The organism is Comamonas sp. A23 (genome assembly GCF_004522605.1).
In the GTDB taxonomy this organism is placed as follows: Bacteria; Pseudomonadota; Gammaproteobacteria; order Burkholderiales; family Burkholderiaceae_C; genus Comamonas; species Comamonas thiooxydans.
In genome coordinates, this window is sequence record NZ_RSDT01000006.1 from 132,598 (window position 1) to 157,474 (window position 24,877).

At 62.0% G+C, this 24,877-nt stretch carries 27 protein-coding genes; 10 read left to right on the forward strand and 17 right to left on the reverse strand.

Going from position 1 to position 24,877, the window contains the following annotated elements:
- The first annotated feature begins 2 nt into the window (after positions 1-2).
- From EIC84_RS15090 to EIC84_RS15100, 3 genes are read left to right on the forward strand one after another with little or no spacing between them, the layout of a single operon-like run.
- Positions 3-431 carry a sirohydrochlorin chelatase gene (locus EIC84_RS15090; RefSeq protein ID WP_003062825.1) on the forward strand — a complete coding sequence of 143 codons (429 nt, stop codon included), beginning with the start codon at positions 3-5 and terminating at the stop codon, positions 429-431.
- A 58-nt stretch (positions 432-489) separates the two neighbouring features.
- Positions 490-1,431, forward strand: coding sequence for a CysB family HTH-type transcriptional regulator (locus EIC84_RS15095; RefSeq protein WP_003062823.1), 942 nt, complete (start codon positions 490-492; stop codon positions 1,429-1,431).
- A gap of 40 nt (positions 1,432-1,471) precedes the next feature.
- Entirely contained in the window at positions 1,472-2,638 is a 1,167-nt protein-coding gene (locus tag EIC84_RS15100) for a pyridoxal phosphate-dependent aminotransferase (RefSeq protein WP_034361512.1), read from the forward strand.
- Between the two features lie 116 nt (positions 2,639-2,754).
- On the opposite strand, the gene EIC84_RS15105 is transcribed toward EIC84_RS15100, so the two are convergent.
- The 11 genes from EIC84_RS15105 to EIC84_RS15155 form a co-directional block, all read right to left on the reverse strand.
- On the reverse strand, positions 2,755-3,864 hold the full coding sequence (locus EIC84_RS15105; protein ID WP_003062819.1) for a YeeE/YedE family protein: 1,110 nt from the start codon (positions 3,862-3,864) through the stop codon (positions 2,755-2,757).
- A gap of 84 nt (positions 3,865-3,948) precedes the next feature.
- The gene (gene soxB, locus EIC84_RS15110) at positions 3,949-5,682 is read right to left on the reverse strand and encodes a thiosulfohydrolase SoxB (protein WP_003062818.1); all 1,734 of its coding nucleotides are present in this window, start codon (positions 5,680-5,682) and stop codon (positions 3,949-3,951) included.
- Between the two features lie 206 nt (positions 5,683-5,888).
- Positions 5,889-6,542: a sulfur oxidation c-type cytochrome SoxX gene (gene soxX / locus EIC84_RS15115; protein ID WP_003062816.1), complete on the reverse strand. Its 654-nt coding sequence runs from the start codon at positions 6,540-6,542 to the stop codon at positions 5,889-5,891.
- A gap of 9 nt (positions 6,543-6,551) precedes the next feature.
- The gene (gene soxA / locus EIC84_RS15120; RefSeq protein WP_003062814.1) at positions 6,552-7,361 is read right to left on the reverse strand and encodes a sulfur oxidation c-type cytochrome SoxA; all 810 of its coding nucleotides are present in this window, start codon (positions 7,359-7,361) and stop codon (positions 6,552-6,554) included.
- A 79-nt stretch (positions 7,362-7,440) separates the two neighbouring features.
- Entirely contained in the window at positions 7,441-7,752 is a 312-nt protein-coding gene (gene soxZ / locus EIC84_RS15125) for a thiosulfate oxidation carrier complex protein SoxZ (protein WP_003053938.1), read from the reverse strand.
- 32 nt (positions 7,753-7,784) lie between these two features.
- Positions 7,785-8,240 carry a thiosulfate oxidation carrier protein SoxY gene (soxY, locus tag EIC84_RS15130; RefSeq protein ID WP_034361536.1) on the reverse strand — a complete coding sequence of 152 codons (456 nt, stop codon included), beginning with the start codon at positions 8,238-8,240 and terminating at the stop codon, positions 7,785-7,787.
- 47 nt (positions 8,241-8,287) lie between these two features.
- Positions 8,288-9,358, reverse strand: a complete 1,071-nt coding sequence (locus EIC84_RS15135; RefSeq protein WP_003062810.1) for a c-type cytochrome — start codon at positions 9,356-9,358, stop codon at positions 8,288-8,290.
- The gene (gene soxC / locus EIC84_RS15140; protein WP_003062808.1) at positions 9,342-10,694 is read right to left on the reverse strand and encodes a sulfite dehydrogenase; all 1,353 of its coding nucleotides are present in this window, start codon (positions 10,692-10,694) and stop codon (positions 9,342-9,344) included. The genes EIC84_RS15135 and soxC overlap by 17 nt, the downstream gene beginning before the upstream one ends.
- Positions 10,695-10,749: 55 nt before the next feature.
- Positions 10,750-11,070 (reverse strand): c-type cytochrome, encoded by a 321-nt coding sequence (locus tag EIC84_RS15145; protein WP_003062806.1) that lies wholly within the window; start codon positions 11,068-11,070, stop codon positions 10,750-10,752.
- A 126-nt stretch (positions 11,071-11,196) separates the two neighbouring features.
- Positions 11,197-11,688: a hypothetical protein gene (locus EIC84_RS15150; protein ID WP_003062805.1), complete on the reverse strand. Its 492-nt coding sequence runs from the start codon at positions 11,686-11,688 to the stop codon at positions 11,197-11,199.
- Entirely contained in the window at positions 11,688-12,680 is a 993-nt protein-coding gene (locus tag EIC84_RS15155; protein WP_003062802.1) for an MBL fold metallo-hydrolase, read from the reverse strand. The genes EIC84_RS15150 and EIC84_RS15155 overlap by 1 nt, the downstream gene beginning before the upstream one ends.
- Before the next feature lie 159 nt (positions 12,681-12,839).
- Here EIC84_RS15155 and EIC84_RS15160 point away from each other — a divergent pair, with 159 nt between their 5' ends.
- Positions 12,840-13,253: a DsrE family protein gene (locus EIC84_RS15160; RefSeq protein ID WP_003062800.1), complete on the forward strand. Its 414-nt coding sequence runs from the start codon at positions 12,840-12,842 to the stop codon at positions 13,251-13,253.
- A 61-nt stretch (positions 13,254-13,314) separates the two neighbouring features.
- Here the strand turns inward: EIC84_RS15160 and EIC84_RS15165 are convergent, their stop codons facing one another.
- Both EIC84_RS15165 and EIC84_RS15170 read right to left on the reverse strand, forming a co-directional pair.
- Entirely contained in the window at positions 13,315-13,623 is a 309-nt protein-coding gene (locus EIC84_RS15165) for a metalloregulator ArsR/SmtB family transcription factor (RefSeq protein WP_003053925.1), read from the reverse strand.
- A gap of 233 nt (positions 13,624-13,856) precedes the next feature.
- On the reverse strand, positions 13,857-14,450 hold the full coding sequence (locus EIC84_RS15170) for an NUDIX domain-containing protein (protein WP_003062798.1): 594 nt from the start codon (positions 14,448-14,450) through the stop codon (positions 13,857-13,859).
- Positions 14,451-14,546: 96 nt separating this feature from the next.
- On the opposite strand from EIC84_RS15170, the gene EIC84_RS15175 reads away from it, so the two are divergent.
- Positions 14,547-15,485, forward strand: a complete 939-nt coding sequence (locus EIC84_RS15175; protein WP_003062796.1) for an MBL fold metallo-hydrolase — start codon at positions 14,547-14,549, stop codon at positions 15,483-15,485.
- Positions 15,486-15,617: 132 nt separating this feature from the next.
- Here EIC84_RS15175 and EIC84_RS15180 read toward each other — a convergent pair whose 3' ends face one another.
- Complete coding sequence (locus EIC84_RS15180; RefSeq protein ID WP_003062794.1) at positions 15,618-16,688, reverse strand: 3-keto-5-aminohexanoate cleavage protein; 1,071 nt, start codon at positions 16,686-16,688, stop codon at positions 15,618-15,620.
- A 770-nt stretch (positions 16,689-17,458) separates the two neighbouring features.
- Between EIC84_RS15180 and EIC84_RS15185 the strand changes: the two genes are divergently transcribed.
- Positions 17,459-18,457, forward strand: a complete 999-nt coding sequence (locus EIC84_RS15185) for a tripartite tricarboxylate transporter substrate binding protein (protein WP_231879693.1) — start codon at positions 17,459-17,461, stop codon at positions 18,455-18,457.
- A 77-nt stretch (positions 18,458-18,534) separates the two neighbouring features.
- Here the strand turns inward: EIC84_RS15185 and EIC84_RS15190 are convergent, their stop codons facing one another.
- Entirely contained in the window at positions 18,535-19,557 is a 1,023-nt protein-coding gene (locus EIC84_RS15190; RefSeq protein ID WP_003062790.1) for an AraC family transcriptional regulator, read from the reverse strand.
- A gap of 110 nt (positions 19,558-19,667) precedes the next feature.
- Between EIC84_RS15190 and EIC84_RS15195 the strand changes: the two genes are divergently transcribed.
- From EIC84_RS15195 to EIC84_RS15210, 4 genes are all read left to right on the forward strand, one after another.
- Positions 19,668-20,579 carry a TauD/TfdA family dioxygenase gene (locus EIC84_RS15195; protein WP_003062789.1) on the forward strand — a complete coding sequence of 304 codons (912 nt, stop codon included), beginning with the start codon at positions 19,668-19,670 and terminating at the stop codon, positions 20,577-20,579.
- Between the two features lie 15 nt (positions 20,580-20,594).
- Entirely contained in the window at positions 20,595-21,197 is a 603-nt protein-coding gene (locus EIC84_RS15200) for an alpha/beta hydrolase (RefSeq protein ID WP_046460155.1), read from the forward strand.
- Positions 21,198-21,296: 99 nt separating this feature from the next.
- Complete coding sequence (locus EIC84_RS15205; RefSeq protein ID WP_003062787.1) at positions 21,297-22,349, forward strand: tripartite tricarboxylate transporter substrate binding protein; 1,053 nt, start codon at positions 21,297-21,299, stop codon at positions 22,347-22,349.
- A gap of 237 nt (positions 22,350-22,586) precedes the next feature.
- A complete protein-coding gene (locus tag EIC84_RS15210) occupies positions 22,587-23,699 on the forward strand; it encodes a porin (protein ID WP_223305591.1) in 1,113 nt (370 codons plus the stop codon).
- 127 nt (positions 23,700-23,826) lie between these two features.
- On the opposite strand, the gene EIC84_RS15215 is transcribed toward EIC84_RS15210, so the two are convergent.
- Together EIC84_RS15215 and EIC84_RS15220 are read right to left on the reverse strand one after the other, a co-directional pair.
- Positions 23,827-24,177 (reverse strand): Rieske (2Fe-2S) protein, encoded by a 351-nt coding sequence (locus EIC84_RS15215; RefSeq protein WP_050788931.1) that lies wholly within the window; start codon positions 24,175-24,177, stop codon positions 23,827-23,829.
- Complete coding sequence (locus tag EIC84_RS15220; protein ID WP_003062781.1) at positions 24,146-24,802, reverse strand: DsbA family protein; 657 nt, start codon at positions 24,800-24,802, stop codon at positions 24,146-24,148. Before EIC84_RS15220 ends, EIC84_RS15215 begins: the two co-directional genes overlap by 32 nt.
- Positions 24,803-24,877: the final 75 nt, after the last annotated feature.

Here is a 24,877-nt window from a genome sequence, read left to right on the forward strand (position 1 = left end):
CCATGAACGACGAGCAACGCCGTTCTCCAGATCAAACCGGTCTGATCCTGCTGGCCCATGGCTCCAGGGATGCTCTCTGGCGCCAACCCATAGAGGCCGTGCACCAGCTGGTACAGGCAACGCGGCCCGACCTGCCCTGCATCTGCGCTTATCTGGACGCCTGCGCCCCGGATCTGCCTGCAGCCACTCAGACCCTGATTGCGCAAGGTGTCAGACATCTGATCGTGCTCCCGCTGTTTCTCGGCACTGGCAAACATGCACGAGAAGACATTCCGCGCCTTCTGGACGAATTGCGCCGGCAGCATCCCGCCTGTCGGTTCGATCTGCAGACCGCGGCGGGCGAGAATCCGCGCGTCACGTCCCTGCTGGCGCAGCTGGCAATAGAGGCGGCAGCCGGCACCGAAGCGCTCAAACATACAGATTTCAAATAAAAAATAGCTTCTTTAGATATTTGAAGCATAATGATGCAAGTTCTTAGTCCATGCCGTCATGAACCTGCATCAATTCCGCTTCGTTCAGGAAGCCGCCCGCCGCAATCTCAACCTCACCGAGGCGGCCAAGGCCTTGCACACCTCCCAGCCCGGAGTCTCCAAAGCCATCATCGAGCTTGAAGAAGAGCTGGGCATCGATATCTTTGCGCGCCACGGCAAGCGCCTCAAGCGCATCACCGAGCCGGGACAGGAAGTCCTCAAGAGCATAGAGCTGATCATGCGCGAGGTGGGCAACCTCAAGCGCATCGGCGAGCAATACAGCGCCCAGGACAGCGGCACGCTGAGCATCGCCACCACCCACACCCAGGCACGCTATGTGCTGCCGCCCGCCGTGGCACGCCTGCGCGAGCTCTATCCCAAGGTCACCATCAGCCTGCACCAGGCCACGCCCGCCGAAGTCGCGCGCATGGTGATCGACGAAGTCGCCGAGATCGGCATGGCCACCGAATCGCTGGCCGACTACCCCGATCTGGTGACCCTGCCCTGCTACGAATGGCAGCATGTGCTGGTCATCCCCACGGGCCACCCGCTGGCGCAGAAAGAGCGCATCACGCTCGAGGACATCGCCCAGGAAGCCCTGATCACCTACCACCCGTCGTTTACCGGACGCGGCAAGATCGACCAGGCCTTCGAGATGCGCCGCCTGCATCCGCATATCGTGCTGGAAGCCATCGATGCCGACGTGATCAAGACCTATGTGCGTCTGGGCCTGGGCATCGGCATCGTGGCCGAGATGGCCATGCGCGACGATCCCGTCAACGACCTGGTGGTGCGCCCCGTCGGCCATCTGTTCGGCACCAGCGTGGCCCGTGTGGCCATCAAGCGCGGCGCATACTTGCGCAACTTCGTCTACCGGTTTGCCGAGCTGCTCAGCGACCGTCTCTCGCGCGACCTCATCATGCGCGCCATGAACGGCAGCGTGGACGACTTCGGGCTCTGATCCTGCCCGCCTCAAGGGCCGGTGCCTGTGCGCCCGGCCCATGCATTGCAAGACTATCGTGACTCCCAACTTCCCCAGCAAGCTGCCCAATGTGGGCACCACCATTTTCACCGTCATGTCGGCGCTGGCCGCCGAACACCAGGCCGTCAATCTGGGCCAGGGCTTCCCCGACTTCGGTTGCGACCCCAGGCTGCTCGACGCTGTCAACGACGCCATGCGTGCCGGTCACAACCAGTACCCGCCCATGGCTGGCTGGCCCGCACTGCGCGAGGCCGTGGCTGCCAAGATCGAAACGCTGCACGGCCGCCGCTATGACGCGGGCAGCGAAATCACCATTACCGCCGGCGCCACCCAGGCCATTCTCACAGCCATCCTGGCCACCGTGCATGCAGGCGACGAAGTCATCGTTCTCGATCCCTGCTACGACAGCTATGTGCCCAATATCGAGATGGCCGGCGGCGTGGCCGTGCGGGTGCCGCTGACACCCGGCAGCTTCCGCCCCGACTTTGCCAGGATCGCTGCCGCCATCACTCCGCGCACGCGCCTGCTGATCATCAACAGCCCGCACAACCCCAGCGCCACCATCTGGACCGATGCGGAAATGCGCCAGCTCGAAGCCCTGCTGGCGCCCACCAATGTGCTGCTGATCAGCGACGAGGTCTACGAGCACATGGTCTTCGACGGTGCCGAGCATCTGAGCAGCGCCCGCTACCCGGGCCTGGCCGAGCGCGCCTTCATCGTTTCCAGCTTTGGCAAGACCTACCATGTCACGGGCTGGAAGGTCGGCACCGTGGCCGCGCCCGCCGCCCTCAGCGCCGAATTCCGCAAGGTGCACCAGTTCAATGTGTTCACCGTGAACACGCCCATGCAGGCGGGTCTCGCGCAGTACATGCAGGACCCCGCGCCCTATATGGAGCTTTCGGCCTTCTACCAGGCCAAGCGCGATCTGTTCCTCGGCGGCCTGCAGGGCTCGCGCCTGAAGCTGCTGCCCACGGCCGGCACTTATTTCCTGTGTGCCGACATCTCCTCTGTCTCGGACCTCAACGAGGCCGAGTTCTGCCAGTGGCTGGTCCGGGAGATCGGCGTGGCAGCAATTCCGCTGTCGGCCTTCTACGGCGACGGTTTCGACCAGCGCGTGGTGCGTTTCTGCTTTGCCAAGAAAGACGAAACCCTGATCGAGGCTGCAGCACGCCTGCGCCAGCTCTGAAATGCTGAGACCCATAAAAAAGGAGCGCCTACCGCGCTCCTTTTCTCGTTTTCAGCAGGTTTTCATACTGAATCTGTTGATCAGAAAGCGCAAGCAGCTATCGAATTTTCTTTTCTTCATGCCGTCTCTGCCAGATGGCGCAGCATCAGCACCGCCCCCAGCACAATGCCGGCCAGCGCCACAAAGCTGCCCAGACTGAGCATGGAGATCGCGCTGATGCCCTGGCCCACGGTGCAGCCCATGGCCGTCACACCGCCCACGCCCATCATCAGCCCTCCCAGCAGATGACGGGCCAGATCGCCGCGGTCGGCAAAGCCCTGCCACTGGAAGTCCCTGCGCCACAGCGCATGGACAAAGCTGCCCAGAACCACGCCCGCGACCGAGGCAATGCCCCAGGTCAGCACCTTGTTGCGATCACTGAAGAACATCAGCCAGTCCAGCGTGTGCGCCACCGGCGTGACAAAGCTGAAGGCCTCGATACGGCCGCTATAGGTCGCGGCATAGACCTGCTCCAGCGTCTCGGGGTGCTCGGCCACCAGTGCCAGATGGCCGCCTAGCCACCAGGCCGCCGTCACGCACAGGCCCACCAGCAGCCCGCCCAGCAGCACGACCCGGCTGCGCTCGGCGCCGGGCCGGGGATCGAGGGCCAGCAGCAGCAAGAGCGCCCCCAGGCCCAGGCCCAGCACGCCGCGCAGCAGCGTCAAGGGCCAGGCGACATGACCGGCCAGCCACTCAGGTAGCAGGGCCGGGCCCGCGAATTCAAGATGCACGCTGTCCAGCCAGCGCACCCGCGCCACGGCGGTAATGCCCTTGAGCGTGGCAAAGGCGGCCACGCCCATGACCAGCAGCACCACCAGCGCCTTGAGGCTGCCGCTGCCCAGCCGGGTCAGATTCCTGGCCCCGCAACCCGATGCCAGCACCATGCCGCCGCCAAACAGCAGCCCTCCCGCCAGGGCCGACAGCCACAGCAGGCGACGGCTGGCATAAAGGGCATCACCCACCTGCAACTGGCCCCACAGCGCCAGCGCCGTGAAGCCCAGCATGCTCACGGCGATGGCCATGCACCACTGGCGCGCCCGTCCCCAGTCCTGCAGATACACCACATCGCTGATGGCACCCACGGTGCAAAAGCGGGTCTCGCGCATCACAAAGCCCAGCACAGCGGCCAGCAACAAAATGGCCACCAGAACGGTGGCCGTCAGGGAATCAAACTCGGCAGGACTCATGCGGGCATTGGACGGCGCGGCCCGGCTTCAAGGCAATGGCATATACCCCAGCCCGCGCGATAACACTGTCTTAATCGGCTTTCATCAGGCCTTGGCCAGCCCCTGGTTGCCGCCGACATTGATCAGTCTTGGCTCATCGAGCCTGCGCGGCCCGAGCGTCTTGCGGTCCTTGAGCCAGGGCTCGACCAGCTCCCAGATCGGCTTGTTGCCGGCCGTCCTGGCTTCCTCGGCCACGGGCGCCCAGCCGGCCACCTTGTATTTCTTGTCGGCCTCCAGCAGCTGACCGTTCAGGCGCATGTCGCTGATGCGCCGGCCCGCGCCGGCCGCCGGGTCGCACTGGTAATGCAGGCCGCCCACGCGCACCATGTCGCCGCCCTGCTGGTAGTAGGGGTCGGGGTTGAAGAGATTGTCGGCCACGTCTTCGAGCACGGTCTTGATCGTGGCGCCCGTCATCTCGGTCACCGTGGCATAGGAATAGGTGGTGGCCGTCATGTCCATCAGCCATTCGCGCGTGATGTCCTGCCCGGCCAGCAACGATGTCCCCCAGCGAAAGCCCGGCGAGAAGGCAATCGGCGCATTCTGCACCTCCATCATGGCGTCCAGCAGCAACTGGTCGCCCGTGCCGTTGAAGTTGCCACGGCGGTACAGCGTGCCGTCGGTGCGCGCCAGCACTTCGCCCAGCCGGCTTTCATAGGGCGCACGCACCCGGGTGATCAGCGCCTGCATCTGGGCATCGGCAGGCAGGATGTTGGCGAATACCGGCAGCAGCCGGTACTGGAAGCCGCGCACCTGGCCGTCCCTGACATCGAAGTCCAGCACCCCGAGAAACTTGCCGTTCGAGCCCGCGTTGGTGACGATGGTCTTGCCGCCTGCGTTCTGCACCAGCGTGGGCACTGGCATGCCGTCATGCGTGTGCCCGCCCAGGATGGCGTCTATGCCGCGCACGCGGCTAGCCATCTTGAGGTCCACGTCCATGCCGTTGTGCGAGAGCACGACCACCACCTTGGCGCCCTTGGCGCGAACCTCGTCCACCATCTTCTGCAGATTGTCGTCCTGGATGCCGAAGCTCCAGTCCGCCACCATGTAGCGCGGGTTGGCGATCGGCGTGTACGGAAAGGCCTGGCCGATGATGGCCACGGGCACGCCGTTGATCTCGCGGATCACATAGGGCTTGAACACCGGATCGCCGAAATCGGCGGTCTTGACGTTTTGTGCCACAAAGTCGAGCTGCGTGCCGAAATCCTTGTCGATGATCTCCTGCACGCGCTGCATGCCGTAGGTGAATTCCCAGTGGCCCGTCATCACGTCCACGCCCAGCAGCTTGCAGGCATCCACCATGTCCTGGGCATTGGTCCAAAGCGAAGTGGCCGAGCCCTGCCAGGTATCGCCGCCGTCCAGCAGCAGTGCGCCAGGACGCGAGGCGCGCATGCGCTTGACCAGCGTGGACAGATGGGCAAATCCGCCCACCTTGCCGTAGCGCCTGGCCGCCGCCTCGAAGTCCAGATAGCTGAAGGCATGGGCCGACGCCGTGCCTGGCTTGATGCCCACGGAGCGCAGCAGATGCTCGCCCACCAGATGCGGGCGCTGGTTCTTCATCGCAGCAATACCGAGATTGACACTGGGTTCGCGAAAGTGAATCGGGTTGAGCTGAGCATGGCAGTCCGTCATATGCAACAGGGACACGTTGCCGAACGGCGCCACCTCATACAAGGCCTTGTCGGCCAGCGACTGATCGGCGTAGGCATAGCGCTGCAATCCCATGCCCGAGACACTGGCTGCTGCCAGCACTTGCAGAAATTCGCGTTTGGAAAGACTCATGCTGATATCCGTTGGTACCTATGCAAACAAGGAGGCAAGCACGGGCATTTCTACCCTGCCCGATCCGAATTTGCATAAGTTGTGTGCGTAATGCTGCGCGCCGCAACTGCTTGGCAGACGCCAGGCAAGGGGTGCGAAGGGTCATCCCCTCTCGAATTGCGAAGCAATGCGAGAGAGGGGCAAGCGGCATAGCCGCTCAGAGGGAGCTATTTGTTGACGGGAGAGGCAGGATCGACAAGCAAGGCGACAAGATCTCGTGTCTGCGCTTCGGTGAGGATGCCGGAGTGACCGAAGCGGGGCATGCCCGAGCAGGCGTTGTAGGCCTTGGCGTTCCAGATCTTGCCCCAGGTGTACTCGACGATGGCTCTGGATTCGGGGCTAGACGGATCCTTGATGCCGCGAATCTTTCCATAGTTGTAGAGACTGGGGCCCAGCGTGCCAAAGGAGATTTCTTCCTTGCTGATCTGGTGGCAGTTGTAGCAGTTGCCGCCATTGGCGCTGCCTGCCTTGTCGCTCCAGGTCATGCCTCTACCGTTCTGGGCGATCTTTTCGCCCTCCTTCCAGTCGCCGAGCAGCTTGCCATCCTGAGGCCATTTGACGGTCTTGAGATTGGCAGCTTCGATGGCTTGCGCACGTGCAGGTGCCAACGGCTTGCCGGATGCATCGGCAGCGCTGCAGGCCGCATTCGATTCGTCCTGCTGCAGGCGATCGACCTTGGCGATGCCCTGGTCGCGGAAAGAGGTCTGCACCATCCTGGCCGTCAAGGCATCGATGTCCGCCGCCCCGTCGACGGAGGCACAGCCCAGCACCAGCAACGATGCGGCCACGGCCAGGTACGGCATGTGTTTTTGCTTGCGCATAGGGCCTCCTTATCGCTTGATGGCCGGTGCGGTTGACGTCCCGCCCTTGCCGTTGACGCCCATGAACACCCCCAGCGCCACCGTCACGTCGCTAGCGTAACCGGGATAGGGAAAGCGCTGCTGACGGAAGCAGTCGTTGAGGCGGCGCTGCATGCTCCAGAGCTCGCCTGATGAAACCCGATAGGCGGGCCAGGCACCAAAGCCTTCCGCAGCGCCGGGGTTCCTGGTCAGATTGGGCAGATCCTGCATGCGGATTCGCTTGCCATCCGCACCATGGCAGGAAGCACAGGCAAAGTCATGCGGGCCGCCGCGCATATAGAACATGCGCTTGCCCGCCTCGTACATCTGCCTTTCCTGCGCATGGCCTTGGGGCAGGTTGAACTTCATGCCTTTGGACTGCGATGAAATCCAGGCCACCAGCCCTTCCATGTTCTTTTGCTCGTCCTTGCCGAACGCTGTTGCCGCAATCTTTTGCGCGTCCAGCCCCTGCAGCCTTTCCATGCAGGTCAGCAGGCGCGACTCCAGATCCTGCACCCTGCCCGTGTCGGCAAAATAGCGCGGCAGCTCCACAAAGGCACCCCTGACCACGCCCGGCCCCTTGCCCAGATCGCACTGCTCCATGGACGCCTTGCGGGGGCCGCGCTTTTGCTTCCACAGCCCCTCGCCCTTCATCTCGAACAGCTCGGCAGGGTTGCCGTCCTGCAGCATCTCACGGTATTCGGCAATGCCGTCGACTGTGGACTTTTGCGCCAGCACCGGCGCGGCCATGCACAAGGCCAGCACGGCGGCAGCCGCCTGGCCCGGGGAGGAATGTCTCATGGGGCACCTCTCTGTTTTTTTGATTGATTCTGGACTTGGGTGAAGGCTGGCCGGCGGCCAGCCGCTGTCTCTGCCGTGCTCAGCTCACGGTCGCTTCATCGGTGCGGGTTTCGCCCTTGTTGTCCTTCCAGCTCACCGAAATCTTGTCGCCAGCCTTGGCACCCTTGACCACGAACTGCAGAAACGGGTTCTTGGAAACCGCGGGCCCCCACTCAGCCTGCAGCACCTGCTTGCCGTTGTGCGCGGCCGTCACCTCCTGAATAAACCAGGCGGGCACGGTCTTGCCTTCCGCATCCTTGCGCTGGCCGGTCTCCATTTCATGGGACATCAGCACGCGCACGGTGGTCTTGTCACCTGCAGCCTGGGCACGAATACGCATTGGATCAGCCATGTTCTTCTCCTGTTTCAGATGACTTTTTGCAATCAACCGCCGCAGCCACCGAGGGTGACCTTGACTTCCTTCTTGGCATAGAAAGCCTTGCCGTCATTGGTGATGGCCACGGCATACACATCGGAGGACTGCCCCAGCTTGGCGCGGGTCAGGAAGTTGGCTTCCAGCGCCTCGTTGACGGTGAAGGCCGCAACCAGCGTGTTGGGGTTCTTTTCCACCAGCACCAGCATCTGCTTCACATTGGGCAGGCTGGTCGCTGCGCCCAGAGGCACGACGGCCCCGTTTTCGGCGATGTCGGGCGCCGTCAGCGTCACGTCCTTGCTCTCGGCAGGCGCAGCAGCTCCCATGGCCTTGAGCACATCGGCCACGGTCTTGGCGTCGAAAGCGGTCTTGTTATAGGCAGCCTGCGCTGCTTGCGGCAGCAGACCGGCGGCCACCAGCATGCCGAGCACGGCCGCACTGTTCCTGAGGGCGTCTCTACGTTTCATCTTTGTCTCCTTTTCATTCATTTCACAGTCGCACGACACAAGCTGCATCAGGGCTTGGCGCCCGCCGCCAGCCACTGGGCAATCACCTTGGCATCAGCATCGCTGAGATTGGGCTGGGGTGGCATGGGCGTTGATCCCCAGACGCCGGAGCCTCCGACCCTGATCTTGTTTGCCAGATAGTCCAGCTGGCCACCGTGCTTGCTGGCAATTTCGCTGAAGGCCGGGCCGACGAGTTTCTGCGCCATGCCGTGGCAAGCCATGCAGGCGTTCTTCTCCAGCAAGGCCGTCGGTGCCGCACTGCCCGATTTCCTGTCAACCGCAGGCTTGACCGCCTTGCTTGCACCGCCATCGGTCTCGATGCCGCGCTGGGCACCGACCAGCCGGTTCTGCTGGGCCAGATTGCCGTGGTTGTTGCTGGCATGCTCGGGCAAGGCCGAGCGCAGCCTGGGCTCGGGGCCGCAGTTGCTCATGCAGGCAGTGGCCAGCACATCGGGCCTGACGCTCTTGCCGAACTCATTGCCGGGCCACAGAGCATGCCGGGTCGTCATGCCGTTGCGGTTGGGCAGCTTCCGCTGCACCTCGGCAATGTTCGTATCGCTGAGCGTGAAGCTCTCGGGCACCACGCCACCGAGGTTGAGCAGATAGGCCGTGACGGCATACACCTCTTCGGTGGACAGCGACTTGGGCGCATTCCAGGGCATGGCACGATTGATGTAATCCCACAGCGTGGACACCGTGGCCACCTTCATCAGGGTCGTGCGGCCCGGAAAGGCCGGATCCTTGAGCCGCGCCACATGCCCGGTCTTGATGTCCTCGGCCGTGGTGCCGCCGACCAGCGGGCTGAACACCTCGTTGGATTCGCCGAACACCCCATGGCAGGACGCGCATTTGGCCTCCCACACATCCATGCCTTTTTGCACCGAGCCCGAGCCTGCGGGCAGCCCCTTGAAGTCAGGGCGCACATCGATATCCCAGGCCAGAACCTCCTTGCCCGTGGCATTGCGGCCCACGCCGGGATAGCGGTCTTCGGCAGACTTGCTCTGCGCTGCAGCGGGCCCGGCGGCCACGCCCATGGCAAGCAGCGTCAGCAGGAGCAGAGGTTTATGCAAGCTGAACATTCGCGACCTCCCCGTTGGCACGTACCGCCCAGGACTGGATGGAATTGTTGTGATAGATGGAGCGCGTGCCGCGCGCGGCACGCAGTTGCTGGTAGCTGGGCTGCACATAGCCGGTCTCATCCATGGCGCGGCTCTGGATGATGCATTCCTCACCATTCCAGACCCAGTCCAGGTTGAAGCGCGTCAGGCATTTGCCCATCACCGGCCCTTCGAGCCGGGCCGTGCGCCAGTTGCGACCGCCATCCACACTCACATCCACGCGCTTGACCTTGCCGCGCCCCGACCAGGCCAGGCCCGTGATGTTGTAGAAACCCTTGTCCAGCAGCATCTGGCCGCCGGACGGCGTGGTGACCACACTCTTGCACTCCTGAATGCTCGAGTACTGACGGTGCTGTCCATCGGGCATCAGGTCCACATAGTGGATCGCCTCGTCCTTGGCTGCATAAGGCATGTCGCCCACCTCGATGCGGCGCAGGTATTTCACCCAGCTCACGCCCTGCACGCCGGGCACCACCAGACGCAGCGGATAGCCCTGCTCGGGCCGCAGCATCTCGCCGTTCTGGCCGTAGGCGACCAGCACCTCGCCCGAGGTAATCAGCTCCACGGGGATGGTTCGCGTCATCGACGAGCCATCCGCCCCCTCGGCCAGAATGAACTTGCCCTTCTTCAGATCGGCACCGGCCATCTCCAGCAGCGTAATCAGGGGCACGCCCGTGAACTCGCTGCACGACAGCATGCCGTGTGTGTACTGCACCGTGGGCACGGCCACATTGCCCCACTCCATGCCGGTGTTGGCGCCGCATTCTATGAAATGAAAGCGCGACACCGAAGGCAGACGCATGATCTCGTCCATGGTGAAGACCTTGGGATTCTTCACCAGACCATTGATCATCAGCCTGTGCTTGGAGGGGTCGATGTCCCACCAGCCCTGGTGGTGGCGCTCGAAATGCAGACCGCTGGGCGTGACGATGCCGAACAGCGACTGCAGCGGCGCAAACGATACCGAGGCCTGCTTGGTCTGGGTCAGACCCGGGCTCTGGCGACGCTGCACATTGGCCTCGTACCTGGAAGGCTTGCCGTAGCCGTCGGTGACCACCGGCTGGCCCAGGCCCTTGCTGTGTGCGGGCAGCTCCAGAATATTCGGGTCCCCATCGCCGCTCACGGCCTGCCGGTCCTGCGCATGGACAGCTGCAGCGCTGGCTGCCGCGGCCGCGAAAGCCCCGCGAATGAAGTCACGCCGACCTGCCCTGGCTTCGGCAAACACCGTACCTACATCGTCCGCCCGCACAAAGTTTTCGGGTGCCTTGCGCACCTTGCCCATCAACTGGCTTTGCATAAGCTCTCTCTTTGATCGTTGGTGGCGCTTACCGGGAAAGCACGACACGCCTGTTTCATTTGGGACCCTTGAGAATCCAGGCCGCCAGCGTCTGGGTGTCCGCATCGCTGAGTGCTGGCTGGGCGGGCATGGGCACCGGCCCCCATTTGCCGGAGCCACCGGCCTTGATGCTTTTGACCAGATAGGCCTGTGCATCGGCCTGGGCCGCATATTTCCTGGCCACATCCTGGAACGCCGGGCCTACCAGTTTCTTGTCCGCCGCATGGCAGGCCATGCAGGCGTTCTTCTGCGCCAGCGCCTGATCCGCCTGCGCCAGTGCAGGAACAGCCAGCCCCAGCAACACCGTCAAGCCACCCAGCCAGGATGCAGTTTTCATCGCTTGGTCTCCTTATATTTATATATAAGCATGTTGTTATTTAAAGTATCCAACAGCTCGTCAGATTTGAGATCCCGCGCTAACCCTCGTTATTCCCGAACAGGAACAGCGATATCCATACCCGGCTCAACGCCCCTGCACCGCTGCCCGGGCAGTCTTCATACGCTCATCCAGATAAGCGCCATAAAAATCGGGGATGGAGCTGCCAATCAGGCGATCAGCCACTTCCCGTCGTCCTGCTCCATGAAAAAGCACGGTGGGAGCAACCTCGATCTCCAGTTGCCTGACCATGTCGTCATGCGTGGTCGCCGTGCCATCCCAGCTCTGCAAAGGCTCACGTGACAGAAAATGAATCTGAGTCACCAAAGCCCCGGACTGTTGCAACGACAGCAAGTAATGTTCGCGCACGATCTTGCAGAACGGGCAGCCATGCAGGCTTGCCATCACCACCAACGGCTGCTTGCGGGCCAGCGCCAAGGCCAGGTCGTGCTGCAGGCTCTGGCTGGTGGGCAGCAGGCGCTCAGAGGCATCGAGCGCCGCCCACGCCGGGGCCGCCCCCGCCAGCAGCAGCTGCAAGCACAGTCTTCTGCGGGCACGAAAGGAGCTGGCTGTTTCCATCACGGCTTTTCCTGCTCCATCAGCAAAAAGGTGTTGTAGGCATTCATGCGATTGGCTTCCTTGAACAGCGGGTAAGCCGAGAACCTGGACCAGTCCGTCGCCTGATAGGCCTCGTCAAACGGGTCAAGATTGGCTGCGGCCTTGCCCATGGCCTCGCGCAGATAGTGCAGATAGTCTCGCGTCAGCTGCATGTCCTGGCGCGGCTGCTCGGAGGCCGGGCCGTGGCCCGGCACCATGACCTTCACAGGCAGCTTGAGCAACTCGTCCAGCGCCGCAATCCAGTGGCGGCTGTCGGCCTGGCCCACATAGGGAATGCGGTTGCGAAACACCACATCGCCAATGAACAGCACACCGCTTTGCGGCAGGAAGATCGCCGTATCCTCCGGCGTATGCGAGGGCCCCATGTGCTGCAGCACAAAGTCCACGCCCCCCACCTTCAGCGTGGAGCTGTCGCCCGACACCCATTGACTCGCCGGCACCAGGCGCGTGCCCTGGTCGACCCAGGGCGCCAGATCCTTGCGCGAAGCCTCGAGCCGCAGATGCGCGGTCTCGGAGTTGATGTATTCACGCGCCTGGGCATGGGCCACGATTTTTGCGCCCAGGGCCTCGAACACCTGCAGGCCATAGATGTGGTCGGCGTGATAGTGGGTCAGCAGCACATGGCTGATGGGCTTGGGCGTCAGCGTACGGATTTTCTGCACCAGCTCCTCGGCCAGTGCGGGCGAACCCAGCGCATCGATCACGACCACGCTGTCATGGGTGATGACAAAGCCCGCATTGGAGATGAAGTTACGATTGGCCGGGCTGCCCAGCGCCGATACGCCCTGCACAAAAAATACATTGGCAGCCACCTGTTGCAACTCCATCACGGGCGCGCTGACCGCTTGCGGAATGAGCGACCTGGGGGCTGCATCATGCGCGGCCGCTGTACCTGTCGCTGCAATCGTTGCCCACACAAAGCTCCTCAGCGCAGCTCCTGCCCAGCTTGTCATGGCTTTGTCTCCCTTGCATGGGCAGCGCGTCATGCTTGCATGTCGCCACTAGCGCTTGCCCTATTTTTGAATGTTTGCGTCATCGTTAATATAAGCAAGTGGCAATATTTAACCAAGGGCATCTTCCCTGATTCCCATAGACACCACAGGAGACATTCCATGAAGCGCCAGTTCCTTGCCCTGAGCTTTGCCCTGTGTACGGCGATTGCCGCCGCTCAGGATGTGAAAGTGGTCTATCACGTCAACACCGGCGTGGAAACAGCGGCCGCCATACTCGCCAATATCAATAACGAACTCAATGCCTCGCCCACGGACAAGATCGTGGTGGTCACCCATGGGCCAGGCATAGACTTTCTGCTGAACAATGCCAAGGACAGCAAGGGCCGCGAGTTCAGCGGCCAGGTCAGCGCACTGGTGGGGCGCGGCGTGGAGTTCAAGGTCTGCAACAACACGCTGCAAACGCGCAAGCTCGATGCCTCAAGCCTGCTGATGGAGGCCTCGGTCGTCCCCTCCGGTGTGGCCGAAGTCGCACGCCTGCAGGCCAAAGAAGGCTTTGTCTATCTCAAGCCCTGAACCACATACGGCCATGAAAAAAGGCGCCTGGTGCGCCTTTTCTTCTTTTGGGCTCAAGCCGTCAGTTCTGTTCGATGGCAATCTGCACGCAGATGGTGCGGCACATATGGACGACCTTCTCGTTGGCGATGAAGTAGTAGATGCTGACCCCTTCGCGCCTGCGGCCCAGAATGCCGGACTGGTACAACGTGTTCAGATGCTGAGACATATTGGGCTGGGTCGTGTCTATGGAAGCCAGCAGCTCGGAGACGTTTTTTTCTCCGTTGCACAACGCGCTGATGATCTTCAGCCGCATGGGCGCAGCCATGGCTTTGAACAGCTCGGCCGCACTCTCGAAAACGCTGTCATCCTCAAGCTCTGACGATTCCATGAAACACTCCTGAACACCGCTTCAGACGGCAACCCTCAAATAGAGGTGGTACGCCATGGTGCATGGCACCAGTTTATAGGAAGGTCATGCAGCGCCTGTCATCACCCGACGACAAACACTGATAGGCATCAGGCAATCCCGAAAAAGAAGCAGCCAGCGCCTGACTGCTATGAATTTCAGGAACTTTCATAGCTGAAACCCATTGCCAATATACGCAAGCAGCTATCAAAAAATCAAGCTAGCTTCCACTCCAGAGGCCAGGCACCGCTTTGCACGTTCTGCAGCCACAGGCAGCAGCTCAAGGTCTTGGCATCGGTGACCTGGCCGCTACGCACGCCGTCCAGCAGCTCGTCAGCCGTCATGCTGCAGACATCGAGAAACTCGTCGGCATCGAGCTGGCGCTCGCCCGCAGTCAGGCCGCGCGCGAAGAAGATGTGAATGACTTCGTCGGAGTAGCCGATCGCCAGATGCATGGGGCCGGCATAGGCCCATTCCCGCGCGCTGTAGCCGGTTTCCTCCAGCAGCTCGCGCTGAGCGCAGATCAGCGGCTGCTCGCCCGCATCGAGCTTGCCTGCAGGAAACTCCGTCATGACCCGGCCCACGGGGTAGCGAAACTGCCGCTCCAGCAGCACGCGGCCATTGTCGAGCAGGCCTATCACCACCACGGCGCCGGGGTGCACCACATACTCGCGCGTGGCCTGCCCGCCATGAGGCAGACGCACGGTATCGAGCCTCACCTGCAGAAAACTGCCCTGGTGCACCAGCTCGCTTTTGATGGGGTGCTCGATCAGATGGGCTTCCTGAGCCTGTTTGTCTTGTTGGGTCATCTCCGACTCGTCTTTCAAAGCGCTGTGGTGACAGCGCAAATACATCCAAGGTTTTAATCTTCGCAGAAGCCGGCTTCACTTTCCTCCACTCAGACCATGATGCATCCCATCGACACAGCCCAGACAGACATACAGCGCCACCAGTTTGGCCGCGTGACGGTGTTTCGCGGCGCCAAGGGTGGCAAGTATCCGGACGGCAACCAGGTCATGACTCGCGGCAGCGATACGCTGGCAGCGCTGGATACGCCTATCGTTGCCAACCATATCGGGGCCGAGTTCGATGCCACCGAGCTGGTGGTGATGGGTCATGTGCATGAGGACCATATGGCCGGCCTGCACCGCCTACCAGACGCGCAGGTCTTTGCTCACGCGGGCGATCTGGCGGCCTTGCAAAGCTGGGAGGGCCTGGTTGCCACCTTTGGCTGGGCTGATTCGGCTCAGGCCGGCATCATGCGCAGCAAGCTGGAGAGCGAATTCTTCTACGCCCCCAGACCCGATGCCAGGGGCTACGAGGATGGAGCCGTCTGGGAGCTGGGTCAGTCGCAGATTCGCGCCATTCATATGCCTGGCCATACGGCAGGCCATACCGTGCTGCTGATCGAGCCCGAAGGTGTTGCCTTTATCGGCGATATCGACCTGACAGGATTCGGCCCTTATTACGGCGATGCCTGCTCCTGTCTGACGGACTTTCGCCGCAGCCTGGCGCGGCTGCCCGAGATCGATGCCCGGGTCTGGGTGACCTCGCACCACAAGGGCATTTACACGGAACGCGAGGCGTTTATTCGAGACCTCAAGCGCTTTGCTGCGGTCATTGACGAGCGCGGTGCGCGCATTCTCGAATGGCTGGCGCAGCGGCCCATGACGCTCTCGCAGATGGTGGAGCAGCGCCTGCTCTACCCGCAAGGCTTTGATGCGCCCTGGGTACAGGGGGCCGAGACGCGCAGCATTTCCCAGCATCTGGATGAGCTGCTGGCGGTCGGAGAAATCCTGCAGGAGCGCAACGTGCGCGGCGAAGACCTTTATCTGCGGGCTTGAATCCAGAGAAATAAAAAGCCGACTTCTCAAGGAAGTCGGCGGTGGCAGGCGCTTGGCCACGCATCCACCAGGCAAGCGTGACAAACGCACAGCGGCTAGATCAGCCGGGCCCGGTCACCCGGGCTTTGAGACTCAGGCCACAGCTTCCATGGGCTTGCGCAGAAAGCCCTGGTTGGCCCCTTTGCGGTTGGGTGCGAAGCCGTTCTTGGCCAGGGTTTCATCGGCGGTTTCGTAGAACACGCCGATCTGCTTGATCTCGCGGGCCTGCTGGGCCGTGGCAATCGGGCGACCGAACTCGCCCGCAATGCGCACCAGCTGCTTGATCTGCTCCACGGTGCTCATCTTGCCGGTGCGGGTCTGATTCCACAGCACGTCTTCGATACCGCAGCGCACATGCAGACCCAGGGCCATACCGATCATATTGATGGGCAGCACGTTCAGCACCGAGCTTTCCACCGTCACGATGGCGTTGTCGGGCACGGCGCGCAGCATATTGGCCAGGTTGTAGATATTGGCCTGGTCCATGCCGCCGCTGATGGCGACCCAGTTCATGACCAGCGGCCCCTTGTAGACGCCACGGCGGATCATGCGCTCTATGGTTTCGAAACTGTTGATGTTGTAGACCTGGAAGGCACTCTGGATGCCCTTTTCGGACAGGCGACGGATATGTTCTTCGACGAAGCTGGGGTTCGAGGGAACAATCATGTCCTTGTAGGTCTTGTGCAGATGCGGGAAGCCGCGCGAGACACCGCGGAAGTCGTCTTCGCCGGCATGCTCGGTCACGTTCATCTGCGTGGTGTTCACGGTCACCGTCACCTGGTCGGGCACGGGTGTCAGCTCGGCCAGCATATGGCGGGTATCGTCGGAGAGCCACTTGGCTTCGCCGTCCGGGCCTTCGGGCGCAAAGCTGATGGAGCCGCCGACCTGGATGATCATCTCGGGCACACGCTCACGCACACCGGCAATAAGCTCGTTGAACTTGGACAGACGCTTGCTGCCCTTGCCGTCGTCTTCACGCACATGCAGATGCAGCACGGTGGCGCCGGCCTCATAGCAGTCCACGGCCTTCTGAATCTGCTCTTCCATGGTGATGGGGATGTCCTCGGGGAAGTCCGAGGGAATCCAGCCCGGAGCGTAGGGAGCTGCAGTGATGATCAGCGGTTGCTGGTTTTCGGGATACAGGTGACCGTCAAGAAAGTTCATGGTTGTTGTCTCCGGTTTGAGTGCGAGAAATCAGTGTCTGGACAAACTGCATCAGCCGATTTCAGGCCATTGCCGATGCGTGAAGCCAGTATCAAATGCCGTGCGAGATGCCACTTTGCATTTCAAGACACGCGCTTTCTCAAACGCGACAAGACCGGCAAACCATGCCTGAAGGTGATTGGCTCAGGCAACAGAGAGACGACATCGGTTCATGCACTGCAAAAGTCCAGGCGACTGCCGCGCACCATCGGCAACCTGCGACCTCCCCCTCCTCGCGGCTCCGATTGCAAGGCGCCCATACCGCGCCTCAAGCACGCATCGAAGCCATGCAGGCTGCAGCCCTACATCGGGTAAGTGCGGAGTACTGCAGTCATCAAATGCGAAGTCGCAGGCATGAAACGCCAAGTCACCGGACTTGCGGACCTCCATCATGAATTGGTGCATTCCTACACCCCAAGCACAAGAGCGCAGGGACATGCCGGCAGATTCAGCGGATCACCTATTCGTTGGGTCTGCCCCCTGCGAGACAGAGATCGGCGTCATGCCGAATGTCTGCCCCCCATGAAAAACGACAGGAGACATCAATGACAACCGCTGTGAATTTTGCTGGACCACCCGGCCCGCAAGTGATGCCCGTGATTCGCGTCTTGCGAGCCAGGGCCGATAGCGCCGCAGCAAGACAAGCGCTGAATGCTTGCGTTCTTGAAGATGGGCGGGTCACAGACTCTCCCGCCAGCACCATCTGAGCAACTCCATTTAGGGAGCAACACATGCGAAACATTCCTCGAACCCTGCGTTCCTGCGCCGCAATTCTTTGCGTCGGCGTAATGGCCAGCACCGCCGTACAGGCTCAGACCCCCGCATCCGCCTGGCCCGTCAAACCCATCCGCCTCGTCGTTCCTGCGCCTCCTGGTGGCATCACCGATGGTGTGGCGCGCCTGGTGGCCGATCATCTGCAGACCAATCTGGGCCAGCCCGTGGTCGTCGACAACAAACCCGGCGGATCGGCCGTGATTGCCGAGCGCGCCGTGATGAATGCACCTGCCGACTGGCATACGCTGATGATTGCGCCCTCCAGCATCTGGACCGACTTTCCGCTTACCGTGAAGACGCCGTTCGATGTGCACAAGACCTTCACCTATGTCTCGGATGTGGCCTCCATGGTGCATATGCTGGTGGCCAACAACAGCTTTCCACCCAACAAGATTCAGGAAGTGCTGGACTATGCAAAAAAGAGCTCCGGCCCGATCAATATCGCCAACCTGAGCCCTGGCACCCGCTCGGACATGCTGGGCGAGCTGCTGAGCGAGAAAAGCGGCGGCAAGATCACCGCCGTGCCCTACAAGGGCTCGGCCCCTGCCATCGTCGACCTGATCGGCAATCAGGTACAACTGACCTTTGAAGTGGTGACCAATGCAGCCCCGCTGGTCAAGGCCGGCAAGATCAAGGCCCTGGGCGTGGTCTCGCCCAACCGCTCGCGCCTGCTACCCGATGTGCCCAGCTTTGCCGAGCAGAACATGCCCGACTTTGTGCTGCCCGATGCCAGTGTGGGACTGTTCGTGCTGAGCAGCACGCCCCCGGCCCTGATCCAGAAGGTGCGCCAGGAAATGGACAAGGTGACTCAATCCGCCAAGTTTCAGGCGCAGCTCAAAACCCAGGGCTTTGACGCACCCCAGCCCAGCACGATGACGGAGCTGCAACAAAAAATGCTGAACACGGTGGAGCAGAACCGCAAAATTCTGAGCAAGCTCAGAATCGCCAGCAACTGAAGGACGCTGGCGTAGCCGCCCTCTCCCTGGGGTGGCACTTTGGTAGTGTGTTTGGCGGGCCCTTTCGGCCCGCTTTTTTATGCGCCGCCCGTGCCTTCGGTCTGCGCCTTGGCACGGCTGTCCTTGGCACTGCAGCCGAACTGGCTCTGATACCAGCGTGAAAAACTGCTGGGGGCCGTAAAGCCCAGCAGCTCGGCCACTTCGGTCAAAGAGCGGTTGCTCTCGAACACATAGCGCACGGCCAGCTCCTTGCGGATATCGTTCATCAGCGAGGAAAAGCTCTGCCCCTTTTCCGTCAGCCGGCGCTGAATGGTGCGTGGCACCACACCCAGGTGCTCGCTGACTTTCTCAATGCTGCAGCGCCCGCTGGGCAACAGCAGCAAGATGGTGCGGCGCACATCGTCCAGCACTGCTTCCTCGCTCATGGGAGCCACGGACTCCAGCAGCTTCTGGGCATAGCGCACCATGGCAGGGTCGGCAAATTCGTTGCGCGTATCGAGATCGGCCTTGACGCAAACAATGCAGTTGAACTCTTGATTGAACTCCACGCGCGGGCCGAACATCAGGTGATGCATGCTCAGGTCCTTGGGCGCGGCGTGCTCGAAACACACCATGCGAGGCTGCCAGTCGCGACCTATCAGCTGCCGAATGGCGCGCACCATCACGCCCAGCGCCAGCTCCACGCGCTGGCGCGTAGGCTCATGGGCACGGCCGGCCAGCAACAGCTCACGGATCAGCACCGTGTCGGCCTGCTCGTCCAGCTCCAGCGTCATGGCGCCGTTGAGCAGGGCCAGATGACGCACCAGCAGGTTCAGCGAATCGCGCAGCGTAGCCTGATCGCGAATCAGCAGGCCCACCGGCCCCATATTGGACAGCAGGCGCGAGCGCGCCATGCACAGACCAAAGCTTTCATTGCCCGACTGCGTGGCCGAGGCCTGCAGCAGGCGCCCCACCTTGTCCACCGGAATCATCAGATCCGGCTCGTCGAGCACACCGGGGCTCAGGCCGGCATCGAGCAGCATGCGCGCGCCATTCAGTCCCGAAGCCTGGGCGACTTCGGCGTAATTGGTCAAGCAGGCGGCGCGAACGAGAGAGGCCATGGGGTTTCACTAACTTGGCACTAATTGCAAAGCACCAGTCATGTAATGACAAGCGCCGATCGAGGGGAGTTTTCACACTGGCGACATTGATTCTATAAGGAGACTTCCCAATGAAAAACGAGGTTGGCGCAGCACCCGCCCTTATCCGCTCCAGCTCTTTGACCCGCTCGCTGGAAGTCAATCCTCTGACCTGCTCCATCGGTGCGGAGCTGTCCAACGTTCACCTGGGAGCGGCCGCCGAGGACGAAGGCCTGATGACCGAGATCCGCCAGGCACTGCTCAAGCACCGCGTGATCTTTTTCCGCGACCAGGACATCACACGCGCCGAGCATGTGGCATTTGCGCGCAAATTTGGCGAACTGGAAGACCACCCGGTGGTGGGAAGCCACCCCGAGCACCCAGGCCTGGTGCAGATCTACAAGACCCCCGACAACCCTCTGGACCGCAACGAAAACTCATGGCACACCGATGCCACCTGGCGCGAGCAGCCCCCCATGGGCTGCGTGCTGCGCTGCGTTGAATGCCCGCCAGTGGGCGGCGACACCATGTGGGTGAACATGGTGATGGCCTATGAGAACCTGCCAGACGACATCAAGGTCAAGATCGAGCATCTGCGTGCCCGCCATAGCATCGAAGCGAGCTTTGGTGCCGTCATGCCTATCGAAAAGCGTCTGGCACTCAAGGCCCAATACCCCGACGCCGAGCACCCCGTGGTCCGCATCCACCCCGAAACCGGCGAGAAGATTCTGTTCGTCAACAGCAGCTTCACCACCCATTTCACCAACTACAACACACCCGCCAATGTGCGCTTCGGCCTGGACAAATCGCCCGGTTCCTCGCAACTGCTCAATTACCTGACCAGCCAGGCCATGATTCCCGAGTACCAGGTGCGCTTCAAATGGAGCAAAAACAGCGTAGCCTTCTGGGACAACCGCTCCACCCAGCACTACGCAGTGATGGACTACCAGCCCTGCCACCGCAAGATGGAACGCACCGCCATCATCGGCGGCCCCACGGACTGAGCCAGGAGACAGAAGATGACCTTGAAGCACACGATTCTCATCATCCCCGGCCTGCGCGACCATGTGGAAGAGCACTGGCAGACGCTGCTGGCAAAGGAGCTGACTGCGCAGTCCGTCCCCTGCGTCACCGTTCCACCGCTGGAGCAGGACAAGCTCAGCTGCCATGCCCGCCTGGACGCGATCGACCGTGCACTGGACAGCATCGACGGCCCCGTCATCATCGTGGCGCACAGCGCCGGCTGCATGATGGTCGCGCACTGGGCGCTGCGCCGAGCCCGTCCCATTCTAGGAGCCTTGCTGGCCGCCCCCGCCGATGTGGAAACCCAGATGCCTGCCGGCTACCCCCCCAAGGATGTGCTGGCAGCCCACGGCTGGACGCCCATCCCGCGCCAGCGCCTGCCGTTTCCCACACTACTGGCAGCCAGCAGCAATGACCCGCTGACCGCGTTGGAGCGCGCGCGCGGCTTTGCGCGCGACTGGGGGAGCGAGCTGGTGGAGCTGGGCCCCCAGGGCCACCTGAACCCGGCCTCGGGCCATGGCCCCTGGCCGCAGGCAAAACAGCTGATCGAGGATTTGCAGGCTCGGATCGAAGCCCGACAGCCCGAGCCAACGGCCTGAACCGCCCGAAGACCATCACGATGAATGCGCAGCCACCCACAATATATAAAAGGTGCGCGCAGATGGGGAGCCAGATCTCCCCATTGAAGGAGACAAGCAATGAAGGCAACGACACCCGCCTCACGCAATTCAGTGGACACCGCAGGTTCTCGCACCGCGACAGCCTGCGCACTGCGCCGGAAATTAGGCCTGGCCGTCATGGCCGTGGCCGCCAGCCTGGCCTTGCCCGCACAGGCCGAGCAGACCGTGGACTGGCCGACCAGGCCCATACGCCTGATCGTCACCGGGCCTGCCGGCGGCACGGCTGACACCCTGGCCCGCCTGCTGGCAGAGGGCATGCAGCAAGAGCTCAAGCAGCCCGTGATCGTGGAGTCCAAGCCCGGTGCCTCGGGGGCCATCGGCATCCAGGACCTCAAGTCCCATGGCAAAAACGGCTACACCTTTCTGGTAATTCAGGACGGAGCACTGAGCGAGGCGCCCCTGGCCCAGAAAGTCAGTTTCGACCCGTTCAAGGACCTGACGCCGCTGGCCCAGCTCACACGCACCGGACTGGTCATGGTCGCCAACAAGGATTTGCCGTTCCAGACCCTGCCCGAATTCATCAGCTACGCCAGACAGCAACGCGACGGCGTGGACTTTGCCTCCTACGCCACGGGCCTGAAAGGTCACACCTCGGGCATGCTGCTGGGCCAGTTGGCCAAGATCAATATGCGCCATGTGGGCTACAAGGGCTCGCCCCCTGCGCTGGTGGACCTCATGGGAGGTCATATCCCGGTGATGTTCGATGGCGTCACCACTTCGCTACCCCTGATTCGCAGCGGCAAGATCAAGGCGCTGGCAGTCGTCTACCCGAGCCGCCTGCAGACTTTGCCAGAGGTGCCGACCTTCACGGAGCTGGGCTACCCCCAGCTTTCCAAACCAGGCTGGTTTGCCCTGTGGTCCCACCCGCAAACCCCGGCAGCCATCCAGCAGAAGCTGCGGGACGTGGCGCTGGCACATTTCCGCAAGGAGGCCGTGCTCAAACAGCTCGCCACGGTGGGCATGGAGCCCGGCCAGCCCCTTACCACGGCAGAAATGACAGCCGACCTCAAAGAGGCCAGCCGCAAACAGGCAGCCCTGCTCAAGTCCATAGGCTACAAGCCCGAAAACTGAGGCCCGGGTCCTTGAGCAGTTGCCCTCAAGCTGCTCCATTACTTATCTGATTCAAGACCTCTGCCCAGTGCCAACCCTTGGCACCGTGGGCGGCCGCACCCGGCTCCAGTCCTTTGGCGGGATTAGAGCTGGGGGCTTGCCTGCGCCCTAACCCATCCCCAGGCCCGGCCTTGCCCTGCTGTGTTTTTCGTCGGTTTGCCACCAGGCATCTTTTTTCAACGGTTCAAGGAGACATGAATGACTACAAAAAAAATGGCTTTCAATGCGCTGAGCGCTCTCGCATGCACGCTGGCGCCGCTGGCGGCCTCGGCACAATCCTCTGTGCAGGTCTATGGCGTGGTGGATATGGCCGTATCCAATTACCGCGGCGCTGGCGCAGGCTCGCGTCAGATGCTGACCTCCAGCGGCAATCAGGCCAGCCGCCTGGGCTTCAAGGGCCGTGAAGATCTCGGCAACGGTCTGGCCGCCGGCTTTGATCTGGAAGCGGGTCTCAATACCGACAACGGCACCGGCCAGGCCTCCAACACCAACAACCAGCCTTCGGGGGCAGGCAGCAGCAATGGTCTGAGCTTCAACCGCAAGGCCCTGGTCTATCTGCAGAGCAAGCAATGGGGCGAGGTACGCCTGGGCCGCGACTATGTGCCCGCCTTCTGGAACATGTTCAACTACGACCCCTTTCGCCTGGGCGTGGGCATGAGCCTGCATGTGCTGCACGGCACCACTGTGACGGGCTTTCGGGCATCGAACAGCATTGGCTACTTCTCGCCCGGCTGCTCCAGCTCCAGTTGCAAAGGCCTGTTCTATCAGTTGATGACTGCATTCGGTGAAAACGATGCCGGCCCCAACCGCCAGGACGGCCGCGTCTATGGTGCACGCCTGGGCTATGGAGGCGACAACTGGGATGCAGCCGTCGCCATCACGTCCACCAAGAACCGTGCGGCCGACGATTACAGACAGATCAATGCCGCCGCATCCTACCTCTGGGAGGGCCACCGCCTCATGGTTCTGGCTGCCGATCACCGCACTGGCAACCGCCTGGCAGGTCTGGACAATGCCGACCATGTACGCTACTGGCAGCTGGGTGCCATCTGGAAGGTCGGTAACGGCAATATCCCCATGAGCTTCATGCGCCTGAACCGCAATGACAACAGCGGCAGCAGCTCCAACAAGTACGCAGTGGGTTATGTGCACAACCTCTCCAAGCGCACCGCACTCTACGGCACCTATGCCTATGTAGACAACCGCGGCAGCATCAACCTGCCGGTGGCCACGGGCGCGCTGCAAGGCCCGATTCCAGTCGCTGGCGGCAATGCCTCGGGCTTTGACATCGGCATTCGCCACACGTTCTGAGTCCAATCCATGGCAACCGGCGCCTGCCGGTTGCCGGCCAGAGGACATCAATCCTGAAACCATAGAAGAAGGCCCGCAGAGAAAATCTGCGGGCCTTCTTCTATGCACATCAGCGCTCGATGGTTTATCAGCAGTTGTCAGGCGGTTTGAGCCAGAGCAGTCCCTCTCTGACAAGAACTTCGTAGAGAGGAATCGTCATCTGCGGCGATGCCGTGCACTTGCCGCTGCGGATATCGAACTTGAGTCCATGCGCGGGGCAGCTCAGCACATGGGCATCGCAATTGCCGCCGGCCATGGAGGCACCCGCATGCGGGCAGCTGTTCTCCAAGGCATAGAACTCGCCTTCGACATTCAGCAGCAAGATGCTCTGGCCACCAGGCGTGAAGACCAACTTTCGCCCGCCAGGCGGCAAATCCCGCACGGCACCGGCGGCCAGCAATGCGGTATCAGGCGAAGATGCTGTCGGCAACACGGGCATGCTCCATGGCGCGCAGCAGCTCCGCGGGCGCCACCGCGCCCGTCACCTGCAGACGCTGGTTGAACACCATATGCGGCACGCCGCCGGTATGGCCGGCCTCGCTTTGGTAGCGCAGCGCATCAAAGCGGGAAGGATTCCAGTCCAGTGCTGCCGAGTGCGCCAGCTGCTGCAGCACCATGACCGAGCCTATATCGCGGCCCTGCACAAAGTAAGCGGCAAAGATGGACTCCACAAAACGGATCATGGATTCACCATCGAGCAGAGTCTGCGCGTAGTTGACCAACGCACAAACCAGGCGCGTGCTGGGGAAGGTTTCAATCAGCGCATGATTGATCTGCAGGCCCGCCGCATGGGCCGCCGAGCGCACCTGGGCACGGCGAACCTCCACGGCCCTGGGACCGCCCAGCCTGGCTTCGTAGAAGGCCTGGTAAGGCACTCCATGCTCCGGGATATGGGGCAGCAGAGTGTCTGCATGCCAATGGATTGCAAGCTGCTGGTCGGGATATCTGGCCAGCAGCATCTCACGGGCGGCCAGCAGATTGCGCAGACCGATCCAGCACCAGGGGCAGATCAGGTCCAGCGAAAAGTCGACCTGCAATGTCGTTGCAGCAGAGCTTTGAGTCATGGCATTTATTTCTTTGGGCAATCACCGGGGTTGATGCAAAAAAGGGCTGAATGGCTCAGCCCTTTTCATACAGAA